Annotated in this window: 26 protein-coding genes; 25 read left to right on the top strand and 1 reads right to left on the bottom strand. The window is 33.1% G+C overall.

The features are described from left to right. Nucleotides 1-159: 159 nt before the first annotated feature. The gene (locus ACTNEP_RS19990; RefSeq protein ID WP_441163723.1) at nucleotides 160-837 is read right to left on the bottom strand and encodes a hypothetical protein; all 678 of its coding nucleotides are present in this window, start codon (nucleotides 835-837) and stop codon (nucleotides 160-162) included. 114 nt (nucleotides 838-951) lie between these two features. Between ACTNEP_RS19990 and ACTNEP_RS19985 the strand changes: the two genes are divergently transcribed. From ACTNEP_RS19985 to ACTNEP_RS19865, 25 genes are all read left to right on the top strand, one after another. Then, on the top strand, nucleotides 952-1143 hold the full coding sequence (locus tag ACTNEP_RS19985) for a hypothetical protein (RefSeq protein ID WP_441163722.1): 192 nt from the start codon (nucleotides 952-954) through the stop codon (nucleotides 1141-1143). A gap of 65 nt (nucleotides 1144-1208) precedes the next feature. Continuing rightward, nucleotides 1209-1445, top strand: coding sequence for a hypothetical protein (locus ACTNEP_RS19980; RefSeq protein WP_441163721.1), 237 nt, complete (start codon nucleotides 1209-1211; stop codon nucleotides 1443-1445). Between the two features lie 6 nt (nucleotides 1446-1451). Beyond that, on the top strand, nucleotides 1452-1763 hold the full coding sequence (locus ACTNEP_RS19975) for an HNH endonuclease (RefSeq protein WP_441163724.1): 312 nt from the start codon (nucleotides 1452-1454) through the stop codon (nucleotides 1761-1763). Nucleotides 1764-1897: 134 nt separating this feature from the next. After that, nucleotides 1898-2257, top strand: coding sequence for a P27 family phage terminase small subunit (locus tag ACTNEP_RS19970; protein ID WP_441163720.1), 360 nt, complete (start codon nucleotides 1898-1900; stop codon nucleotides 2255-2257). Beyond that, a complete protein-coding gene (locus tag ACTNEP_RS19965; protein WP_441163719.1) occupies nucleotides 2247-3974 on the top strand; it encodes a terminase large subunit in 1728 nt (575 codons plus the stop codon). Before ACTNEP_RS19970 ends, ACTNEP_RS19965 begins: the two co-directional genes overlap by 11 nt. Then, nucleotides 3964-4152: a hypothetical protein gene (locus ACTNEP_RS19960; RefSeq protein WP_441163718.1), complete on the top strand. Its 189-nt coding sequence runs from the start codon at nucleotides 3964-3966 to the stop codon at nucleotides 4150-4152. The genes ACTNEP_RS19965 and ACTNEP_RS19960 overlap by 11 nt, the downstream gene beginning before the upstream one ends. Before the next feature lie 2 nt (nucleotides 4153-4154). Continuing rightward, a complete protein-coding gene (locus ACTNEP_RS19955) occupies nucleotides 4155-5342 on the top strand; it encodes a phage portal protein (protein WP_441163717.1) in 1188 nt (395 codons plus the stop codon). 63 nt (nucleotides 5343-5405) lie between these two features. Then, nucleotides 5406-5996 (top strand): HK97 family phage prohead protease, encoded by a 591-nt coding sequence (locus ACTNEP_RS19950; protein WP_441163716.1) that lies wholly within the window; start codon nucleotides 5406-5408, stop codon nucleotides 5994-5996. Then, complete coding sequence (locus ACTNEP_RS19945) at nucleotides 5968-7152, top strand: phage major capsid protein (protein WP_441163715.1); 1185 nt, start codon at nucleotides 5968-5970, stop codon at nucleotides 7150-7152. Before ACTNEP_RS19950 ends, ACTNEP_RS19945 begins: the two co-directional genes overlap by 29 nt. Before the next feature lie 15 nt (nucleotides 7153-7167). Beyond that, nucleotides 7168-7488, top strand: a complete 321-nt coding sequence (locus ACTNEP_RS19940) for a hypothetical protein (RefSeq protein ID WP_441163714.1) — start codon at nucleotides 7168-7170, stop codon at nucleotides 7486-7488. A 1-nt stretch (nucleotide 7489) separates the two neighbouring features. Next, the gene (locus ACTNEP_RS19935; protein ID WP_441163713.1) at nucleotides 7490-7780 is read left to right on the top strand and encodes a phage head-tail connector protein; all 291 of its coding nucleotides are present in this window, start codon (nucleotides 7490-7492) and stop codon (nucleotides 7778-7780) included. Next, a complete protein-coding gene (locus ACTNEP_RS19930) occupies nucleotides 7780-8091 on the top strand; it encodes a phage head closure protein (protein WP_441163712.1) in 312 nt (103 codons plus the stop codon). The genes ACTNEP_RS19935 and ACTNEP_RS19930 overlap by 1 nt, the downstream gene beginning before the upstream one ends. Then, nucleotides 8084-8431, top strand: a complete 348-nt coding sequence (locus ACTNEP_RS19925) for an HK97 gp10 family phage protein (protein ID WP_441163711.1) — start codon at nucleotides 8084-8086, stop codon at nucleotides 8429-8431. Before ACTNEP_RS19930 ends, ACTNEP_RS19925 begins: the two co-directional genes overlap by 8 nt. Continuing rightward, nucleotides 8428-8742 carry a hypothetical protein gene (locus tag ACTNEP_RS19920; RefSeq protein WP_441163710.1) on the top strand — a complete coding sequence of 105 codons (315 nt, stop codon included), beginning with the start codon at nucleotides 8428-8430 and terminating at the stop codon, nucleotides 8740-8742. The genes ACTNEP_RS19925 and ACTNEP_RS19920 overlap by 4 nt, the downstream gene beginning before the upstream one ends. Further along, nucleotides 8743-9312 (top strand): major tail protein, encoded by a 570-nt coding sequence (locus ACTNEP_RS19915; RefSeq protein WP_441163709.1) that lies wholly within the window; start codon nucleotides 8743-8745, stop codon nucleotides 9310-9312. Nucleotides 9313-9327: 15 nt separating this feature from the next. Further along, nucleotides 9328-9696: a hypothetical protein gene (locus tag ACTNEP_RS19910; protein WP_441163708.1), complete on the top strand. Its 369-nt coding sequence runs from the start codon at nucleotides 9328-9330 to the stop codon at nucleotides 9694-9696. 375 nt (nucleotides 9697-10071) lie between these two features. Next, complete coding sequence (locus ACTNEP_RS19905) at nucleotides 10072-12261, top strand: hypothetical protein (protein ID WP_441163707.1); 2190 nt, start codon at nucleotides 10072-10074, stop codon at nucleotides 12259-12261. Continuing rightward, nucleotides 12261-12980, top strand: a complete 720-nt coding sequence (locus tag ACTNEP_RS19900) for a phage tail protein (protein WP_441163706.1) — start codon at nucleotides 12261-12263, stop codon at nucleotides 12978-12980. The genes ACTNEP_RS19905 and ACTNEP_RS19900 overlap by 1 nt, the downstream gene beginning before the upstream one ends. Then, a complete protein-coding gene (locus tag ACTNEP_RS19895) occupies nucleotides 12981-14507 on the top strand; it encodes a phage tail spike protein (protein ID WP_441163705.1) in 1527 nt (508 codons plus the stop codon). Between the two features lie 111 nt (nucleotides 14508-14618). Continuing rightward, nucleotides 14619-15851 carry a hypothetical protein gene (locus ACTNEP_RS19890; RefSeq protein ID WP_441163704.1) on the top strand — a complete coding sequence of 411 codons (1233 nt, stop codon included), beginning with the start codon at nucleotides 14619-14621 and terminating at the stop codon, nucleotides 15849-15851. Nucleotides 15852-15861: 10 nt separating this feature from the next. Continuing rightward, nucleotides 15862-16014, top strand: a complete 153-nt coding sequence (locus ACTNEP_RS19885; RefSeq protein WP_441163703.1) for a hypothetical protein — start codon at nucleotides 15862-15864, stop codon at nucleotides 16012-16014. A gap of 70 nt (nucleotides 16015-16084) precedes the next feature. Then, nucleotides 16085-16552 carry a hypothetical protein gene (locus tag ACTNEP_RS19880; RefSeq protein WP_441163702.1) on the top strand — a complete coding sequence of 156 codons (468 nt, stop codon included), beginning with the start codon at nucleotides 16085-16087 and terminating at the stop codon, nucleotides 16550-16552. Between the two features lie 54 nt (nucleotides 16553-16606). Continuing rightward, nucleotides 16607-16807 (top strand): hemolysin XhlA family protein, encoded by a 201-nt coding sequence (locus tag ACTNEP_RS19875; RefSeq protein WP_441163701.1) that lies wholly within the window; start codon nucleotides 16607-16609, stop codon nucleotides 16805-16807. Beyond that, nucleotides 16808-17041: a phage holin gene (locus ACTNEP_RS19870; RefSeq protein ID WP_441163700.1), complete on the top strand. Its 234-nt coding sequence runs from the start codon at nucleotides 16808-16810 to the stop codon at nucleotides 17039-17041. It abuts the gene before it with no gap. 73 nt (nucleotides 17042-17114) lie between these two features. Further along, complete coding sequence (locus ACTNEP_RS19865) at nucleotides 17115-17849, top strand: M15 family metallopeptidase (RefSeq protein ID WP_441163699.1); 735 nt, start codon at nucleotides 17115-17117, stop codon at nucleotides 17847-17849. Nucleotides 17850-17950: the final 101 nt, after the last annotated feature.

Raw genomic sequence — 17950 nt, 5'->3', positions numbered from 1 at the left:
GCCATATTCAACAATGGGCAATGGTCATGAATCAGCTGTTAATTCATGATCACCTTAATGAACGTGTGTTAAAGTATTTAGAATAACTTACACACTTTTCTTGACAAGCCCCATCCAATTACTTTGGTTGTCTTTTTATTATAATCAAATAAGAAGACACTAAGATTTAGCATCTTCTATTGTATCAAATAGATTGTTAACTACGGTTGATACAATTTGCGAGAAAACTTCGCAAAAATCCTTGTCAAATGTGACAAAGCGTATCCCTTCATTATCATCTAAATTAGCACCTGAAACCTTTGTAACTGCGTTTTTTAGCCGTATATCGTCTTTTGTAGCTCCTTTACCTTCTTTAATTCTTATTCTATGACCTGTATGAGCAAGTTTATTTCTAATTTTATTGTAACAATCCAATAACTCTTGCTGATCTTTTGAGATATCTAAGCTACATACTTTTGTTAAATAGGTTATGGTTTTTTTTATACCATTTCCATAAACGTCTTTCAACTTAAGGGTAAAATTATTTTCTAAGTCTTTACATAACTTTCTTAGTGTAGTTTCTAAGAGACTATACATTGATAGAAAAAGAGACGTTCTTAATATTATTGGAAAATCATTTTTAAATGAATGATGAGTATCCTCGAAATGATACTCGTATAGTAAAGTTTCCTCCTCATCATTGTTAATTCTTAATGCCTTTACTCTGTCCTCAAATTCTCTTTCAATGGATTTAGTTTTATCTAGAAGGAATGACTCAATATGCTCGGAGTATGAGGAATGAGATTCAAGTTCAATATTGAATAAAAGCCTAGATGGGTTTATTTTTTGTATTACCAATATTACCGACCTCCTAGATTAACAATAACGTTTCTAGATTAAAGTGACAAGAAATTTTAATAGAAAAGTGACACATAGTGTGAATGATTAGTAATAATAAAGGGGAAATAATTTATGAATAAATTAGATACATTAATCAGCATTGTCGAAAAGAACTTAGAATCGAGTTGGCAGAATTATAGGCAATGGGAAAATATTGATGAGGAGTTAAAAAAGATTAACAAAACATTAGCAAGCATGGTTGACGACAATGATCATTGTGATTATTGTAGAGCAGCTACACAGGAAGTTATGGATGATTTTTAGATGTCCTAAGAGTGATGGGTTAATAAGCTTTTATTATCCAAAAAAGGAAATGGAGTGTTAGGTAAATGGGTAAATCATTATTGTCAGCGTTAATATTTGGTTGGTTTGTTAAAACAGCTGTCGCTATTGCATTAGGTGTTACTTGGTTACTTAATACGCTGACCGTGTTAAGTATTAGCTATATATTAATAGGTTGCATTGTTGCTGGAATCTATGTGCTTGGATTAATTTATTCTTTATTAATTTATAAAGCAGGTAAGAGTACGTTTGATACTATGTATAAAAAATATGGGGATTGGTGATTGGTTGTGTTTAAAAAGACCAATCCATTTTATTTATTAAAAAAGTGGAAGGTAAAGAGATCCAATATATTAAGACGGGATAAGTACGAATGTCGAGAGTGCAAACGATATGGGAAGGTTACACCTGCCAAAGAAGTTCATCACTGCTTTACACTTGAGGATTATCCTGAGTACAAATTGGTCAGTAATAACTTAATCTCTTTATGTAAAAAGTGTCATGGTAAAATGCATAATAGATTTACTGGTGAGTTGACAGAGTTAGGTAAGAAGTGGATGGAGAGAGTAAGAGACAAAGTAGAGAATAGTAAATTGTTGTAGTAGATTATATTAAGTGTCGCAATAATAATTATTATACCCCCACCTCTCAATACCTTGGGAGAGTAAGGGGGATACCAATGGAAGGGGAACTTTTTCCAATAGAGCGAATGCTAGAGAAAAAGGGGTGATAACTAATGGCGAGGAAAAAGAAAACAATAGAGAATAACATAGTTAAGGAAATGAAATCACTCGGTACATACAAAACGGAATACAACAAAATGATAAAAATATTTGCTGGTATGATTCATCAGTATGAAGTATTTGAAGAACAATTTGAGGAATCGAATTATAAGATTACAGAACAACACACTAATAAAGCTGGAGCGGTTAATGAACGAAAAGTACCACTGTATACAGCAATTGAGAGTTTGAGAAAAGATATTGCAACCTATTCTGATCGCCTTTGTTTAAATCCTAAGTCTTTGGAATCGGTCAAAGTTGAAAAAGAAGGAACTTCCAAGTTGGCAAAGGCGTTGAGTCAAATTGAACAATAAACATAAAAATTATGAAGAAGTAATGAAGTTTGCTAATGATATTATCAGTGGTAAAAAGGTAGCAAATAAAGAACAGATACAGGCATGTCAGCGTTTTTTAGATGATATAAAAAATGAAGATTATGATTTTAATCCTAAAGATGCAGAGTTTGTTATTCAAGTAATTGAAAACTTATTTGTTCACGAAAAAGGGGAAGATCAAGAGGGGTATCCATTGAGGGGTACTCCTTTTTTATTGCAACCTTGGCAAAAATTTGTTGTTTATAATTTGTTAGGCTTCTTTCATAAAGGAACAAAACTAAGAAAATACAAAGAAAGTTTTATTATGCTCCCAAGGAAGCAAGGTAAATCACCATTCTCAGCTTCTTTAAGCTTTGGGTTAGGTTTATTAGAGAAAAAATCAAGTGCAGAAATTGTAATAGTTGGTGAAAAACTAAAACAAGCAATGCAATCATTTAATTTCCTATTATTTAATTTACGTAATATGGGTGAAGAAAATAATTTTAGGGTTTTGGATAACAACCAAGAACATAGTATATCTGGTGATCTTGGAGACGGATATTTACGAATAGAAACTATCGCTGGTAATAGTGATAGGATGGATTCGCTTAATACACTAATTCAAATATTAGACGAGTTGCATTTATATAAGTCAGCATCACACTACAATACGATAAAAGAAAGCGGAAAGGCTTACAGGAATAGTTTGTGTATAGGTATTACAACAGCAGGAGACAATCCTAACAGTTTTTGTTATAACCGTATGAAGTATTGTCAAAAGATACTTGATAAGTCAGTTAAAGACGAACAATATTTTGTATATATCTGTAAAGCGGATGAAGATGAGAATGGTGATGTAGATTATACCAATCCTATTGAGCATGAGAAAGCTAATCCTAACTACAATGTATCTGTATCTGCACAAGAATTAATGAATGATGCTATACAAGCACAGAATGACCCGCAAGCTAGGAAATCTTTCTTGGCAAAATCTTTGAATATTTATACTTCTAGCATGAAATCATACTTTAACATTGAAGAGTTTAGAAATAGTGACAGTAAGTATAATTGGACTTTAGAAAAATTAGCAAAGTTACCAATTGAATGGTATGGCGGTGCAGATTTAAGTCGGATGCACGATTTAACTGCTGCTGCTTTGTATGGTACTTACAATGATGTAGACATTGTTGTTACACATGCCTTTTTTCCAAGACCAGCAGCATATTCTAAAGCAGACGAGGATAATATACCCTTGTTTGGTTGGTTAGATGATGGTCATTTAACTATGACTAATTCCGCAGTAGTTGACCATCAAGAAATTGTCAAGTGGTTTAAGTCAATGAGAGGCATGGGATTTAAAATTAAACAAGTAGGATTTGATATCAAGTTTGGACGAGAGTTCTTTTTGGAAATGAAAAAAGCAAGGTTTAAAATTGAAGAGACTCCACAATATTTTCATTTGAAATCAGAAGGATTCAGGCATATAGAGAGAAAAGTAAAAGATAAAAAATTTTATTACTTACATAGTGAAGCTTATGAATATTGTGTGCAAAATGTTAAAGGTATCGAACAAGCAGACGATGCGATTAAATATGAGAAGGTAATGCCTAATATGCGTATTGATATATTTGATGCAAGTGTTTTTAGTTGTATGCAAATGTTGAAAAATTTACAAAAAAGTAGTTCAGCTAGTAAATGGTTACAAGGTGGTGATTGAAATTAGTTGGTTAAAAGATAATTTGATAGAGATCTTACTACTTATCGGTATGGCTTTTTTATCGATAGGCTTTTTTATTTGGTCAATTATTACAGGGTTTATCGTGACTGGATTATTATTTATAGGGATCTCAATTATCGCCTTTTATTTCTACGATGAAAATGAAGGAGGTGATTAGCGTTGGGATTTTTATTTAAAACAAGGAGTACGAATCCAATTACATCAAGTACAGAAAAATGGTTTGAAAGTTTAAGTAATGCTAATGATTTAAACATAGTAGGTTATACGAGGTTATCAGATAATCCAGAAGTTAAGATAGCAGTACATAAAATTGCTGATTTAGTATCATCTATGACCATCCATTTAATGCAAAATACAGATGATGGTGATGTTAGAGTTAAAAATGAGTTAGCTAAAAAGATTGATATTAATCCATATAGTTTAATGACTAGAAAGCAATGGATGTATTTAATTGTTTATAATTTACTTTTATCTGGTGATGGAAATAGTGTTGTATATCCTAAAATTAGTAACGGATTGATTGCTGATTTAGTGCCTTTAGCACCTAGCATTACTAGTTTTATTGACACTGTAGATGCTTACAAAGTGAATTATAATAATAAGACTTACAACTACGATGAGGTATTGCATTTTACCATTAATCCAGATCCTAATAGACCGTATATAGGTACAGGTTATCGAATAGTTTTGAGAGACTTAGTAAATAATTTAAAGTCAGCAATGGCAACAAAAAAAGATTTTATGAGTGGCAGATATAATCCATCATTAATTGTAAAGGTTGATGCCAACACAGCCGAGATATCAAGCGAGGAAGGTAGAAACCAAGTTTATAAAAAGTATTTAGAATCTTCTAATGCAGGTCAACCGTGGATTATTCCAGCGGATTTATTAGAAGTACAACAAGTTAAACCGCTATCATTAAAAGATTTGGCAATCAATGATTCTGTTGAAATTGACAAGAAAACTGTTGCTGGTTTGTTGGGTGTACCACCATTTTTTCTAGGTGTAGGAAATTATGATAAAGATGAGTATAACAACTTTATCAAATCTACAATTATGCCTATAGCACAAGGTATTCAACAAGAATTGACTAGGAAATTGTTATTTAGTCCTGACATGTATTTTAAATTTAATGCTCATAGCTTGTATGCCTATGATTTGAAAGAGTTGTCTGATGTATTTAGCGACTTGTATACAAAAGGATTGGCAACAGGTAATGAGGTTAGAGACAAGTTAAGTATGTCTCCAAAAGAAGGATTGAACGAATTAGTTATGCTAGAAAACTACATACCGTCAGACAAAATTGGTGATCAAAGTAAGTTAATTCAAAATCAAGAAAATGAATAGGTAAGTCAATCAACACTCTGTTAGCAGGGTGTTTTTATTATGCTTGTAAGGAGGTGATATACATTGGAACAAAGAGAAATGTATTTTAACTCTGAATTAAAAACTAGAAATTCTGAAGGTGATGAAAAGATCATTGAAGGATATTTTATTCGTTTTAATGAGGAAACAGAATTAATGCCTGGAATGTTTGAAGAAATTAAACCATCAGCAGTTAAAAATAGTCTAGAAAATAATGATATATATTGCTTAATCAATCACGATTCAAAGTCACCATTAGGTAGGACTGGTAATGGAACATTAGAGTTAATAGCAGATGATAAAGGGCTTTGGGGAAAATTAAAAATCAATGAAAATGATCCTGAAGCAATGAGTGTGTATGCAAAAGTTCAACGTGGTGATATGCATGGTTGTTCATTCGGTTTTATGCCAATTCACGAAGATACTATCACACGGGATGATGGATCGGTAAAGTTTATCGTTCAAGATGCAGACATAATGGAAGTTTCGACAGTAACATTTCCTGCTTATCCAACAACGAGCATCAATGCCCGTAAAAAAGATGCAGAGAAATTTAAACAAGAAAAGTTAAACCATAAGAAAAATCAATTAAGGGAGAGATTAAATAATGGCATTAAAGCAACTGGTACTAAGTAAAAAATTAGAGCAACGTAAGTCAACTTTAGAAGAATTAATCGAAAAAGAAGAAGGATTTAATACAAGAGCCGATGAGTTAGAACAATCCATCGAAGAAGCAGAGAATGAAGAGGAAGTAGCAACTGTAGAAGATGAGATTGCAAAATTAGAAAAAGAACAAGAAGAATTGAATGAAGAAAAGACAAATTTAGAACAAGAGATTGAAGATATTGAGAAAGAAATCGAACAACTAAACGAAAATACACCAAAAAATAATGAGAGAGGAAGTCGTGAAATGAGTAAAGAGAATTTAGAAGTACGAGAAGGTATTAACCGTTATGTAAAAACGAAAGGTGAAGCACGTGATGGATTTACATCTGTAGAAGGTGGGGCACTTATCCCAGAAGAGTTGTTATCTGCTCAAAAACAACCTGAAGACACCCTTGATTTAAGTAAGTATGTTCGTGTTGTTCCAGTTAATAGTGGTGCTGGTAAATATCCACTTATCAAAAAATCTGGAAGTAAAATGGTATCTGTAGAAGAATTAAAGAATAATCCAGAATTAGCTAAACCTGTTATTGAAGATGTAGCGTATGACATCGAAACTTACCGTGGGTACATTCCTGTATCCCAAGAAGCAATTGATGATGCAGATTACGATGTTGTTGGTCTAATCACAGAAGAAATCGATGACCAAGATTTAAATACTAAAAATGCTGAGATTGCAGCAGCGTTTAAAAATGCCACAGCAAAAGAAGTAACAGGATTAGATGGAATTAAAGGTGTGATCAACAAAGACATTAAGAAGATTTATAATGTTAAGGCTTTCATTTCCTCCTCTTTATATAACGAATTAGATACGTTGAAAGACAAAAATGGTCGTTATTTACTTCAAGATGACATTACTGTTGAATCTGGTAAGCGTTTATCTGGTAAAGAGGTAGTTGTACTTGATGATGATATGATCGGTGAAGCTGATGGAGATTTAGTAGGTTTCATTGGTGATGCAAAGGAAGCGGTTGCGCTGTTTAACCGTAAAAAAGCATCAGTTAAATGGGTAGATAACGACATTTATGGTCAATTATTAGCTGGCTTTGTACGCTTTGATGTTCAAAACACTGATGATGCAGCAGGTTTCTACATTACATTTACACCAGACGAAACTCCAGTAGCATAATAGGAGGTATGTTGATTGAAGGTACAAGCTATTAGATATTTTTTCGATAAAAAAGAAAAGGTACATAGAGAAGAAAACGAAATATTTGAAATAACTGAAGAACGATTTAAACAAATTAATTCAACCAAATTTGGGGAGCTAGTTGTTAAAGCTAGTTCTCCTAATAATACTGATGAAAATGATTCGCCAAACAGAATAAAAGGTATAAAAGTTGAAATTAAAAAATCAAAAGATAATGCTCCTAAACATTTAGGTGGAGGCTATTATTTACTTTCTAATGGTGAAAAGGTAAGAGGCAAAAATAAAGCAATCGAAGCTGAAGAAGGATTGAGTTAAAATGATCCAAAATGCTTTACAGATATTAAAAGCAAGACTTGGTATTACGTCTGATGTTAGAGATACATACCTTACAAAGCGTATTGAAGGTGTAATTGCTGAATTAAAAAATATTAATGGGTTGGTTTTGGATGAGTCTGATGCCAACCTTTTAATGTTTATTGTAGATTATGCAACATGGCAGTACGAGAACAGAGATGAGTTGGGGACAATGCCTAGACATTTACAATTTAGACTACATAATCTTATTGTTAGTCAATACTCAAAGGCGAATGAGGAAGGTGGCGAATAATGAGTATGACATTTGATCATCAAGTCACCTTGATAAAAGAAACTATTGAGTATGACAAAGTAAAAAATCCAATTCCTGTAGAAACGCCAACTACTATTTTATGTGATGCTAAATCTATTACTCGAAGCGAATTTTATAATGCTTCTATTAACGACATGAAGCCTGAAATAGCGTTTACTATACATAATTTCGAGTATGTTAAGCAAAAATTGGTAGAGTTTGAGGGTGAAAGATATACAGTTATTAGAACATATCGAATTGACAACGAGTATATGGAGTTGACATGTCAGAAGGTGATTGGTAATGGATGATATAGCTAAACAAATTGCTGATGCTTTAAAAGAGTTTACTTCTGAAGTAGAAGAAGGTATGGAAGATGCTAAAAAAGAAGTATCAAAAGATACAGTTAAAAATTTAAGAAAAGATAGTCCAGAAAAGACAAGTGAGTATGCTAAAGGTTGGAAAGCTAAAAAAACCAAAACTGGTTATGTGGTTCACAATGCTAAAAAACCTCAATTAACACACTTGCTAGAAAATGGACATGCAAAACGTAATGGTGGTCGTGTCAGCGGACAATCTCACATTTATCCAAATGAGCAAAATGCAATAAAAGAGTTTGAGAGGTTGGTAGAGAAGGTGATCAAGGGATGACATTAATGAAGTTAATAGATTTATTAGAAGCTACAGGTTATCCTGTGGCTTTTTCACATTTCAAAGATACTCCAAGCATTCCGTATATCACCTACACTACACCTGATACAGAAAACTTCCATGCTGACAACAAGACGTATCAAAAAGTAACTAGTGTAGATATTGAACTATACACAGACAAAAAAGATTTAGTAGCAGAAAAAGCTATTGAGAACTTATTAGACGAACACGAAATTGCTTGGGAATCAACACAAAGATATATAGAATCAGAAGATTTATTTCAAAAAATTTATGAAATTGGAGTGGTATAAATGGGAAACAAAGTAAACTTTGGGGTAAAAAACGCACACTATGCACCAATTACGGTAGATCCAGATACAAATGAGGATGTATACGGCACACCTGTAAGATTGCCGGGAACTGTAGAATTAACACTAGAGCCAAGAGGTGACATGACAGAGTTTTTTGCTGATAATATGTTGTATTATTCTGCACCTAATAACCAAGGCTATGAAGGAACATTAACTATTGCTAATATTCCACAACATTTTGCAGTAGATGTACTTGGAGAAGAGCAAGATGAGGAAGACGAAGTATTAACAGAAAAGACTAATGCTAAAACTAGTAGATTTGCATTCATGTTTGAATTTGACGGAGATGTAAAGGCAACACGTCACGTTTTATACAATTGTTCAGCTAACCGTCCAACAGTATCTGGAACAACTAAGACAGATTCTGTTGAGCCTAATACAACTGAATTATCATTTGTAGCAAGTGCACGTGTAAAAGATAATGCAGTTAAGACTAAGACTACAACTAATACACCATCTACTATTTATGATGCGTGGTATGATGTAGTTTATGAAAAAGTGTCAGCGTAACTAAGGAGGTAAATAATGGAGAAAACATTAACAATTGATGGTAGACAAGTAACGTTTAAATCTACAGCATCGACAATGTTACGGTATAAATCACAATTTGGTAAAGATTTATTTGCTGATTTAATGAAAATGTTTCCTGCTATGCAGATGGCAGATAAGCTTAGTGAAGATAAAATAGATAGTAAAGATATCGATTATGAAACGTTACAATACATAGATTTTGAAGTTCTATATAACATCATTTGGGTATTGGCTAAGACTGCTAATAAGGAGATTCCAGAACCGATTGAATGGCTAGATGAATTTGATGAGTTTCCAATTATGAAAGTTTTGCCCGAATTACAAGACTTGATGATGCATAGTTTACAAGGTAAAAAAAAGTAAAAAAGGAGTCAAGTGGTGAACCAATTACTACTGACTCCTTTCTTTTTATGTGTAAAAAAGTTGAATTAAGCTATGACGATTTAGAGTATATGACAGTTGGTATGTGCTTGGATTATATAGAGGAATTTGTTGATCAAAATGATCCTAAACGTAATAAAACAAGGCAAGCCAACCAGTCAGATTTTGATGCATTTTAAGGTGATAACAATGGAAAAGGAATCAGTTAGGTGTCACAAATGTAATAAGCTTTTGTTTATTATTAGTGACAATCTAAAAGGAACAATTGAAACGAAATGTACAAGATGTAAAAGTGAAGTAATTATTAAAAGATAGAGGGTCATTGAACCCCATTTTATAGATGGGGGGTGAAATGATTTGTCTAAAAGAGTAAAGGGTATAAAAATTGAACTTGAAGGCGAAACGAAAGGACTTGATAAAGCCTTACAAGATGTCAATAAACGTTCTAGTGATGTCAATAAAGAATTGCGTGACGTTGAACGGCTATTAAAATTTAACCCCGGCAACACTGAATTAGTTGCTCAAAAGCAAAAATTACTAGCTGATCAAGTAGAAGCAACTAGCGATAAATTAGATCAATTAAAAAGTGCTGAAGCGGAAGTTCAACAACAATTTGAAAAAGGTGAGATTGGAGAAGAACAGTATCGTGACTTTCAGCGTGAAGTAGTCGAGACGGAAAGTAAGCTAAAACACTATGAAGATCAGTTAGAAAGTGTGCAAGGTAAACAAAAAAGCTTTTCTGACACTATGAAAGACTCTGGTGAAAAACTTAAAGATGTTGGTGGAAAAGTATCTGGTGCAGGATCTAATATGACTAAGTTTATCACGGGACCAATAGCAGCAGGAGCAACAGGTTTATTAGGCTTAGCACAAGCTTCAGGAAATGCGGCTGATAGCATACTTGACTTAAGCGAAACAACTGGTATGTCTACAGATGCAATCCAAGAATGGGAACATGTTGCAACTGTAGCTGGTGTTAGTTCGGATACCATGACTAGTGCCGTTGAAAATCTAACTAAGAAAATACCACAACTAGAGAGTGAAGGTGGTAAAGCAACTGAAGCATTAGTGAAAATGGGATTGTCATTTGATGAATTAAAAGATATGTCTCCAGAAGATCAAATGGACACAATGGTTGGTATACTGTCTGAAATGGAAGATGTACAAGATCGAAATGCAATTGCTAGTCAATTGTTTGGTGGTAGTTGGACAGATTTAGCACCTGTATTGGGAATGGGTGCTGATGAGATCCAAAACGCTAAAGATGAAGCTCATGAATTAGGTCGTGTCATGAGTGAAGATAGTCTAAACGATGCCAATGATTTTAGAATTGAAATGGATAAGATGATAGAGACATTAAAGGATATGGGCTTACAAATTGGAGCAGATTTAGCACCAATGCTACAAGATACATTAATGCCTATTATACAAGATACTGTCATTCCTGCTATACAATCATTTGGTGAAAAAGTAGGGGAATTATTGGAGTGGTTTAAAAATCTATCTCCAGAAACGCAGAATCTAATTATGATAATTGTTGGACTAGTAGCAGCAATGGGTCCCATTTTGCTTGTTGTTGGTCAGATCATTATCGTTATCGGTAATTTGATGACTATATTACCTGCTTTGGGTGGATTATTTACTGCCTTAACGGGTCCCGTAGGTATTGTAATTGCAGTCATTACAGCTTTGATAGCAATAGGTGTCGCTCTTTATAAAAATTGGGATGAAGTCGTAGAATTTGGACAAAAAATATGGTCTAAATTACTAAATTTTCTAACCAATTTATTAAAATCAATCATGAATTCATTTACTAATGCGCTAAATTGGATAGATGACAAAACGAATGGAAACTTTAAGTCTGTTACCGATGCTATCCGTAAGTACCTAAATATGGCAGTTGATATAATCAAGCGAATTATTCAATTTTGGAAAGACACCTTTAAAAATGGTCTAAAGTTCTTGAAGTCATTGATTAAGGGCGATTTTCGAGGCATGAAAGACGCTGTTTCAGATCAAATGGAGAATATACGTTCTACAATTTCGGCTATCTGGGATAAAGTCAAGGATTTCTTAAGTGGAATTGACTTAAAGCAGATTGGTAAAGACATCATCCAAGGTTTAATCAATGGTGTAAAAGATATGGCTGGCAAAGTCGTTGAATCGGTTAAAGGTGTAGTAGATGGTGCAATTGATGGAGCTAAAAAATTATTAGGGATCAAGTCTCCATCACGTGTATTTATGGAAATTGGTGAATTTAGTGGTGAAGGTTTAGAAAAAGGATTGCAACAAATGGGTGGTAGAGTTGCTAAAGCTGGTCAAAGATTAGCTGATAACTCAATACCTGATGTAGAGCAGCAAAATCTAACCAATAATAATAGAATGCTGGAATTAATGGAGGCTATGATAAATGGAATGAATAATAATCAACAACAACCCATTTATCTACAAGTAGACGGAAGAACATTTGCACAGTTAACTAGTGATGCAATGGATCAAGAAGGCGGTATGAGACTAAGGAGAGAAGAGAGGGGGCTTGCAACTTAATGTATAGTGGAATAGAGTACCAAGGTAAACATTCGTATAAGGATTTTGGTATAACAATGACTACAGACAGAGAAATAGGCATTCCGAGTAAAAATAAAATATTGGTGCAAATTCCTTTCTCTAACCAAGAGTATGATTTTAGTGATATTTATGGAAATGTAACTTACACCAATAGAAAATTAGTATATGGTTTTAATGTAGTCGATATCAATCATCCTCATAAAAAGGAATTTATGAATGTTAAAAAGACACAACTAATTAATTGGCTTATGGATGGAAATGGGAAACACAAACTTATAGATCCTTTCTTTCCTAATTATTATTTTATTGCTGAAGTTCAGTCCGAATCTAGTTTTGAAGAAAACTGGAGTACAGGAGTATTGACTGTAGAATTTGAAGCTTACCCATTTATGGTATCAGAATTACAAGAAGGTCATGATATATGGGATGATTTTAATTTTGAGTTAGATATTGCTCAACAAACATCATTTGATGTTGATGGAGAGTTAGAAGTTATTTTATATAATACAGGAAAATCTAATCCATCTCCTAAGGTAGTTGCTTCTACTCCTATGACAATCGAAAAGGATAATATCACTTATAATATTAGCTCAGGTGAAACTCAAGATAATAGATTTAACCTATCTACAGGTGAAAACGCTATAAAGATAATAGGCAATGGATCAATATCTTTCGAGTTTTATAAGGAGTTGATTTAAATGTATGAGGTTGCAATTATTAATGATGATAATAAAACAGTCATACATAGTCCTTATATAAACGAAATTAAGTTGGTAAATGGTCAAATAAAAAAGGAAATAAATAAAATAGACAGCTTCAACATAGAATTTACTCCCAATAATCCTGCATATGGAAAATTAAAACCTTTAAAGACACACATAAATGTGCTTAATACATTGACAAATCAATATGTCTTTGAAGGTAGAGTTTTATCTCCTAGTGACAATATGACATCAGATGGTTTACATAGTACATCATATGAATGTGAAGGTGAATTAGCTTATTTACACGATAGTCAACAAAGACATTTAGAGTTTCGAGGGACACCAAAAGAATTATTAACCACTATCCTTTCCTACCATAATCAACAAGTTGAAGACTTTAAACAATTTGAAGTTGGAAATGTAACCGTGACAAATTCAACAAACAATTTATATCTGTATTTGTCTGCTGAAGACAATACCTATGATACAATATTTGAAAAATTAATTGACCGTATCGGAGGAGAGTTACAGATACGCAAATCTAATGGAGTTAGATATCTAGATTTAATTGATCGAGTTGGAATTGATAGTAATACTGAAATACGTATTGCTAGGAATTTAAAAAGTTTAAGCAGAGATAGAAACCCAACAGAAATTATTACACGTTTAACACCATTAGGAACACGTATAGAGTCTGAAGATGAAGACGATACTGATGCATCTGAAGCTAGATTAACAATTGAAAGTGTAAACAATGGTATTCCGTATATTGATTCACCTGAATTGATTGCTGAATTTGGAATACAAGGCGGTAGTGAAACATGGGATGATATCACCATACCTAGTAATCTATTAACAGCAGGTCAGAATTGGATAGCTAATCAAAAGACAAGTTACACTCAATATAATGTAGATGTAGTTGATCTATCATTGATAGGTAAAGCAAATGATTCTTTTGATATTGGCAATACATATCCCATTTATAATCCAATTATGGGAATTGATGAGCGTCTAAGAGTAATTGGTAAGTCTATTGATATAAATGCTCCAGAAGATGATTCATTAACCATTGGAGACAAATTTAAAACACTAAAGGAATACCAAGCAGAAGCTAATAGGTCTGCTCAAAGAGTTGTTACATTAGAAAATACGATTAATAATCAATCGCAACGTATTAGTGATTTACTAAACGAAGTGGACAATACCAAAAATGAGGTAGACAATGTAAAGGATTTACTAAACAATGCTGACCTGCCTGAATTAAATGAAGCTATTGATAATTTGCAAACTGCAATAGATGATTTAAATGATTCGTTAGACGATATACCTATTTATGAGCCTGTTACTCATTCTACTGATGGATTAATGATAGCTGACGATAAAGTTAAGCTAGATTTAATTGAAGTAATAAACAATATAAATCTAGATGATTTAAAAGACAAATTAGAACTGTTAACAGTTACACAACAAATTGATTTAGATCAATTATATCAAGATGTACAGACCCTTAAAGACAATTAGGAGGTCTTTTTTAATGGATAAAACTTTAGCCGATAAATTAAAAGAAATGGCAGAGGTATTAAGTAATAAAGCAAAGGAAATTAAACAACGAACAAGAAGGAGAGATGCATAGTGGCAATACCTGAAAATATTGAAGAATTAGCACACAAAGTTAGAACAGAAATATACGGTCGAGATGTTCGTGAAGCATTAGCATCATCTATGGAAGCTACTGCTGAAGTGGCTGATTGGTCACGACAAGTAGCACAGGCGATTATTGATGGTGAATTTGATGAAGCAGCATTAGCAACTGAAATAGAACAAAAATTAACACAATTAGAACAAGATTATGCACCAACTTTAACATCGTTAGAACAAGAAAAGGTTTCAAAAAGTGGTGATACGATGGACGGTATATTATACCTTCAGTCAGAGCCAACTGATAATCCTAACTCTTCGAATCATAAAACGAGCAGGATTATATTAGAATCTTATCTTAAATCAAATAAGCCAAATGATCACGCAGGTGATGTTTTACAATTAATGTGGAAAAATCATGGTGCAAAACCGTTTATAGGTTGGTGGGATGCAGCAACAGATCCCGACACTCCTGAATTAAAAGCATGGGTAGGAGCACACGATTTAGCAAACAATCCAGATGCAGATCCTCATAATCATTGGTCAATTGAGGTAAGTGACTCCAATGGGGCTTTACAAACAAGAATGGCATTCCCATTTGATCAAGATCACACCAATATTAAAACGTCATCTGCTGATTTTACAGTTGGATATGGCATTTTACGTATTGGTGGTCGTGGTGGCAATCGAGACTTAGAATTTTCCGACAGTACAGAGATTGAAGATAATGAAAGACGTTTTACTATAAGACTGGATAATGATAACAATTTGCGTTTTATACCTAGAGATGATAACGGTGAACCAGTAGGTAGTGTTATGTTTATGGACAGATTAAATTCAAGAATTGGGATGGGTACGTCTAATCCAACTCATCAATTACATATCAGAAGTGCAAATCAAGCAGTTAGAGTTGAAGGGATGAGTCAAGAGACTATGACTCCGTTGTTTGTATTGGATCATGCCGATTCATCTAGGAGGGTTTTTGGAGTACAAGTAACAAATGATACAGATTACCGATTTGTAATAGAAGCCTCAGGTGCAATGTCTTGGGGCGAAGGAAATGGTAGAGACACACATTTGTACCGTGCAAGGTTTGGAAGATTGGCAACCGATGCTGACTTATTATTTACAGGTCAAAAAGGTGTAATGTTGGAGGACAGTAACGGTGGTTTGTGGCGTATAAAAGTAAATACAGATGGAACATTAGCTACAATTAATATGTCTTAGAGGTGATATAATGAAAATTGATAAAAAAGAACATAGTGAATTTTTAATAGAAGTTGTTCAATCCATTAAATTTGGTGGAACATTAGAACAAATAGAAGATACTACAAAAATTGCTAGAGAAGTATTAGAAGCTATTAAAAACGCTGATATAACAGAAAAGTAATAAAAACAATAAATGAATTGAAGGAATTTCCTCCTTTTTGTCGAATTGTGATAAAGAGGAGGAGATTATAATGTTACATTCACATATTACTGAAGATTTTGAGAATATGATAATCAATATATTATCGGATGACCCTTTACAAGTATTTATAAGAGGACATCTCATTATAGAATCCAAATTGATTCGTTTAATCGAATCGTCCTTAGTAAATAAAAATGAAATAGATGTAGCAAAACTAAATTTTCCAATGAAAGTTGATTTAGCATATGCACTAGGAGCAATAGAAGATAAGAGTATTAAAAATGTATTGTTGGGAATTAATTCTTTTAGGAATAAATTCGCTCACAATATAGATTATAAAATAACGGATGTAGATATGAAGAAAATGGTTAAAGGAAAATCAAATTTTGAGAGGTTTTTAAGAGGATTGTATCTTAAAGACGATGAGTATAATGATTTTGACAAATTCAAAGTGTTATTTACAATGCTATGTCGAGCTTTAGATGAAGAAGAAAAACGAATAGAAATGAGTTATTAACAAGCATCTTAAAATGAGGTGCTTTTTTTATTGTAATAAAAGGGGGTATACGTCTTGGAAAAAAGAGTAGAAAAATTAGAAGACGATATGTCAGATGTTAAGACAAGGTTAGCTGTTGCTGAATCGAATATCAAAGACATGAAGGAAGATGTAACTGCTATTAAAAATAATACAACTTGGATATTAAGAATTATTGTTGGAGCAATTGTTATGGCTTTGTTAGGACTAATTATTGCTAGTACAGGAGGAATTTAAATGTTAAAAGAAAAATTGAGCAAAATTAATAACAAATGGGTGCGCTTAGTTGCATGGATTTTAGTATCCATAAACTCTAGTGCATTAATTATGGGTTATGAATTACTTCCATTCGACAATGAACAAATTGTAAGCGGTGTATCTATTGTGTTTATGTTTGCGATTGAAGCATGGAATCATTGGAAAGACAATGATTGGTCGGAGAAGGCTAAAGAACGAAAAGCAAATAAATAATTAATTGTTAGAGTAGGGATTTGTTTCCCTGTTCTTTTTTATGTTCAAAAACTTTTAAAAGGAGTTAGATAAAATGACAGTATCATTAAAAACATTACTGGATAGATCAGAACGAAATATGGGAAGTAAAATTAATTCAGTAGTAAAAGAAGCAGCTATTGAAGTGATTAAACGAGCATACAAAGAGGGAATTTACGTACAAATATCAGAAGGATACCGTAGTAATGCTCGACAAAATGAACTATATGCACAAGGTAGAACTACTTCAGGTAAAGTTGTAACTAATGCAAAGGGTGGACAATCATATCACAATTATGGTCTAGCCGTTGATTATTTCTTAGTAAGTGATGATGGTAAAAAAGCTTTATGGACTGTGAATTCTGATTGGAAACGTGTAGCAGAAATTGCTAAATCATTAGGCTTTGAATGGGGAGGAGATTGGACTTCATTTAAAGATTATCCTCATTTACAAATGGATGGTGGATTATCCATTTCACAATTACAAGCAGGAAAAAGACCCTCACTTAATTCAAAAGGTAGCAATGACAATAAATCATATAACGTATCTATATCCGAAGATGGATATTGGGGAAGTGAAACAACTACTGCTCTCCAGAAGGCACTAAACAGCGTTGTCGATGGTGTTATATCTAATCAATATCGTAATAATGTTACTGAAGCTATTGGATCTGGAATTACTTTTGGCAAGGGAGGTAGTCTTGTGGTTGGAAAACTACAAGCAAAAGTTGGATCTAAGCAGGATAAATATTTGGGCAAGAACACGATTAAAGCCTTGCAGGGAGTGTAATATAAACTGTGTAAGTAAGAAATGCGTACGGTTTCTTACTCACACAGTTTTTTATTTGGTAGAATAATAACTATAAAGCTAAAGGAGTGTTTTAAATGGGC

It is taken from the genome of Gracilibacillus sp. HCP3S3_G5_2 (assembly GCF_052063305.1).
GTDB lineage: Bacteria > Bacillota > Bacilli > Bacillales > Amphibacillaceae > Gracilibacillus.
This window is presented reverse-complemented; position numbering and strand designations above follow the sequence as displayed.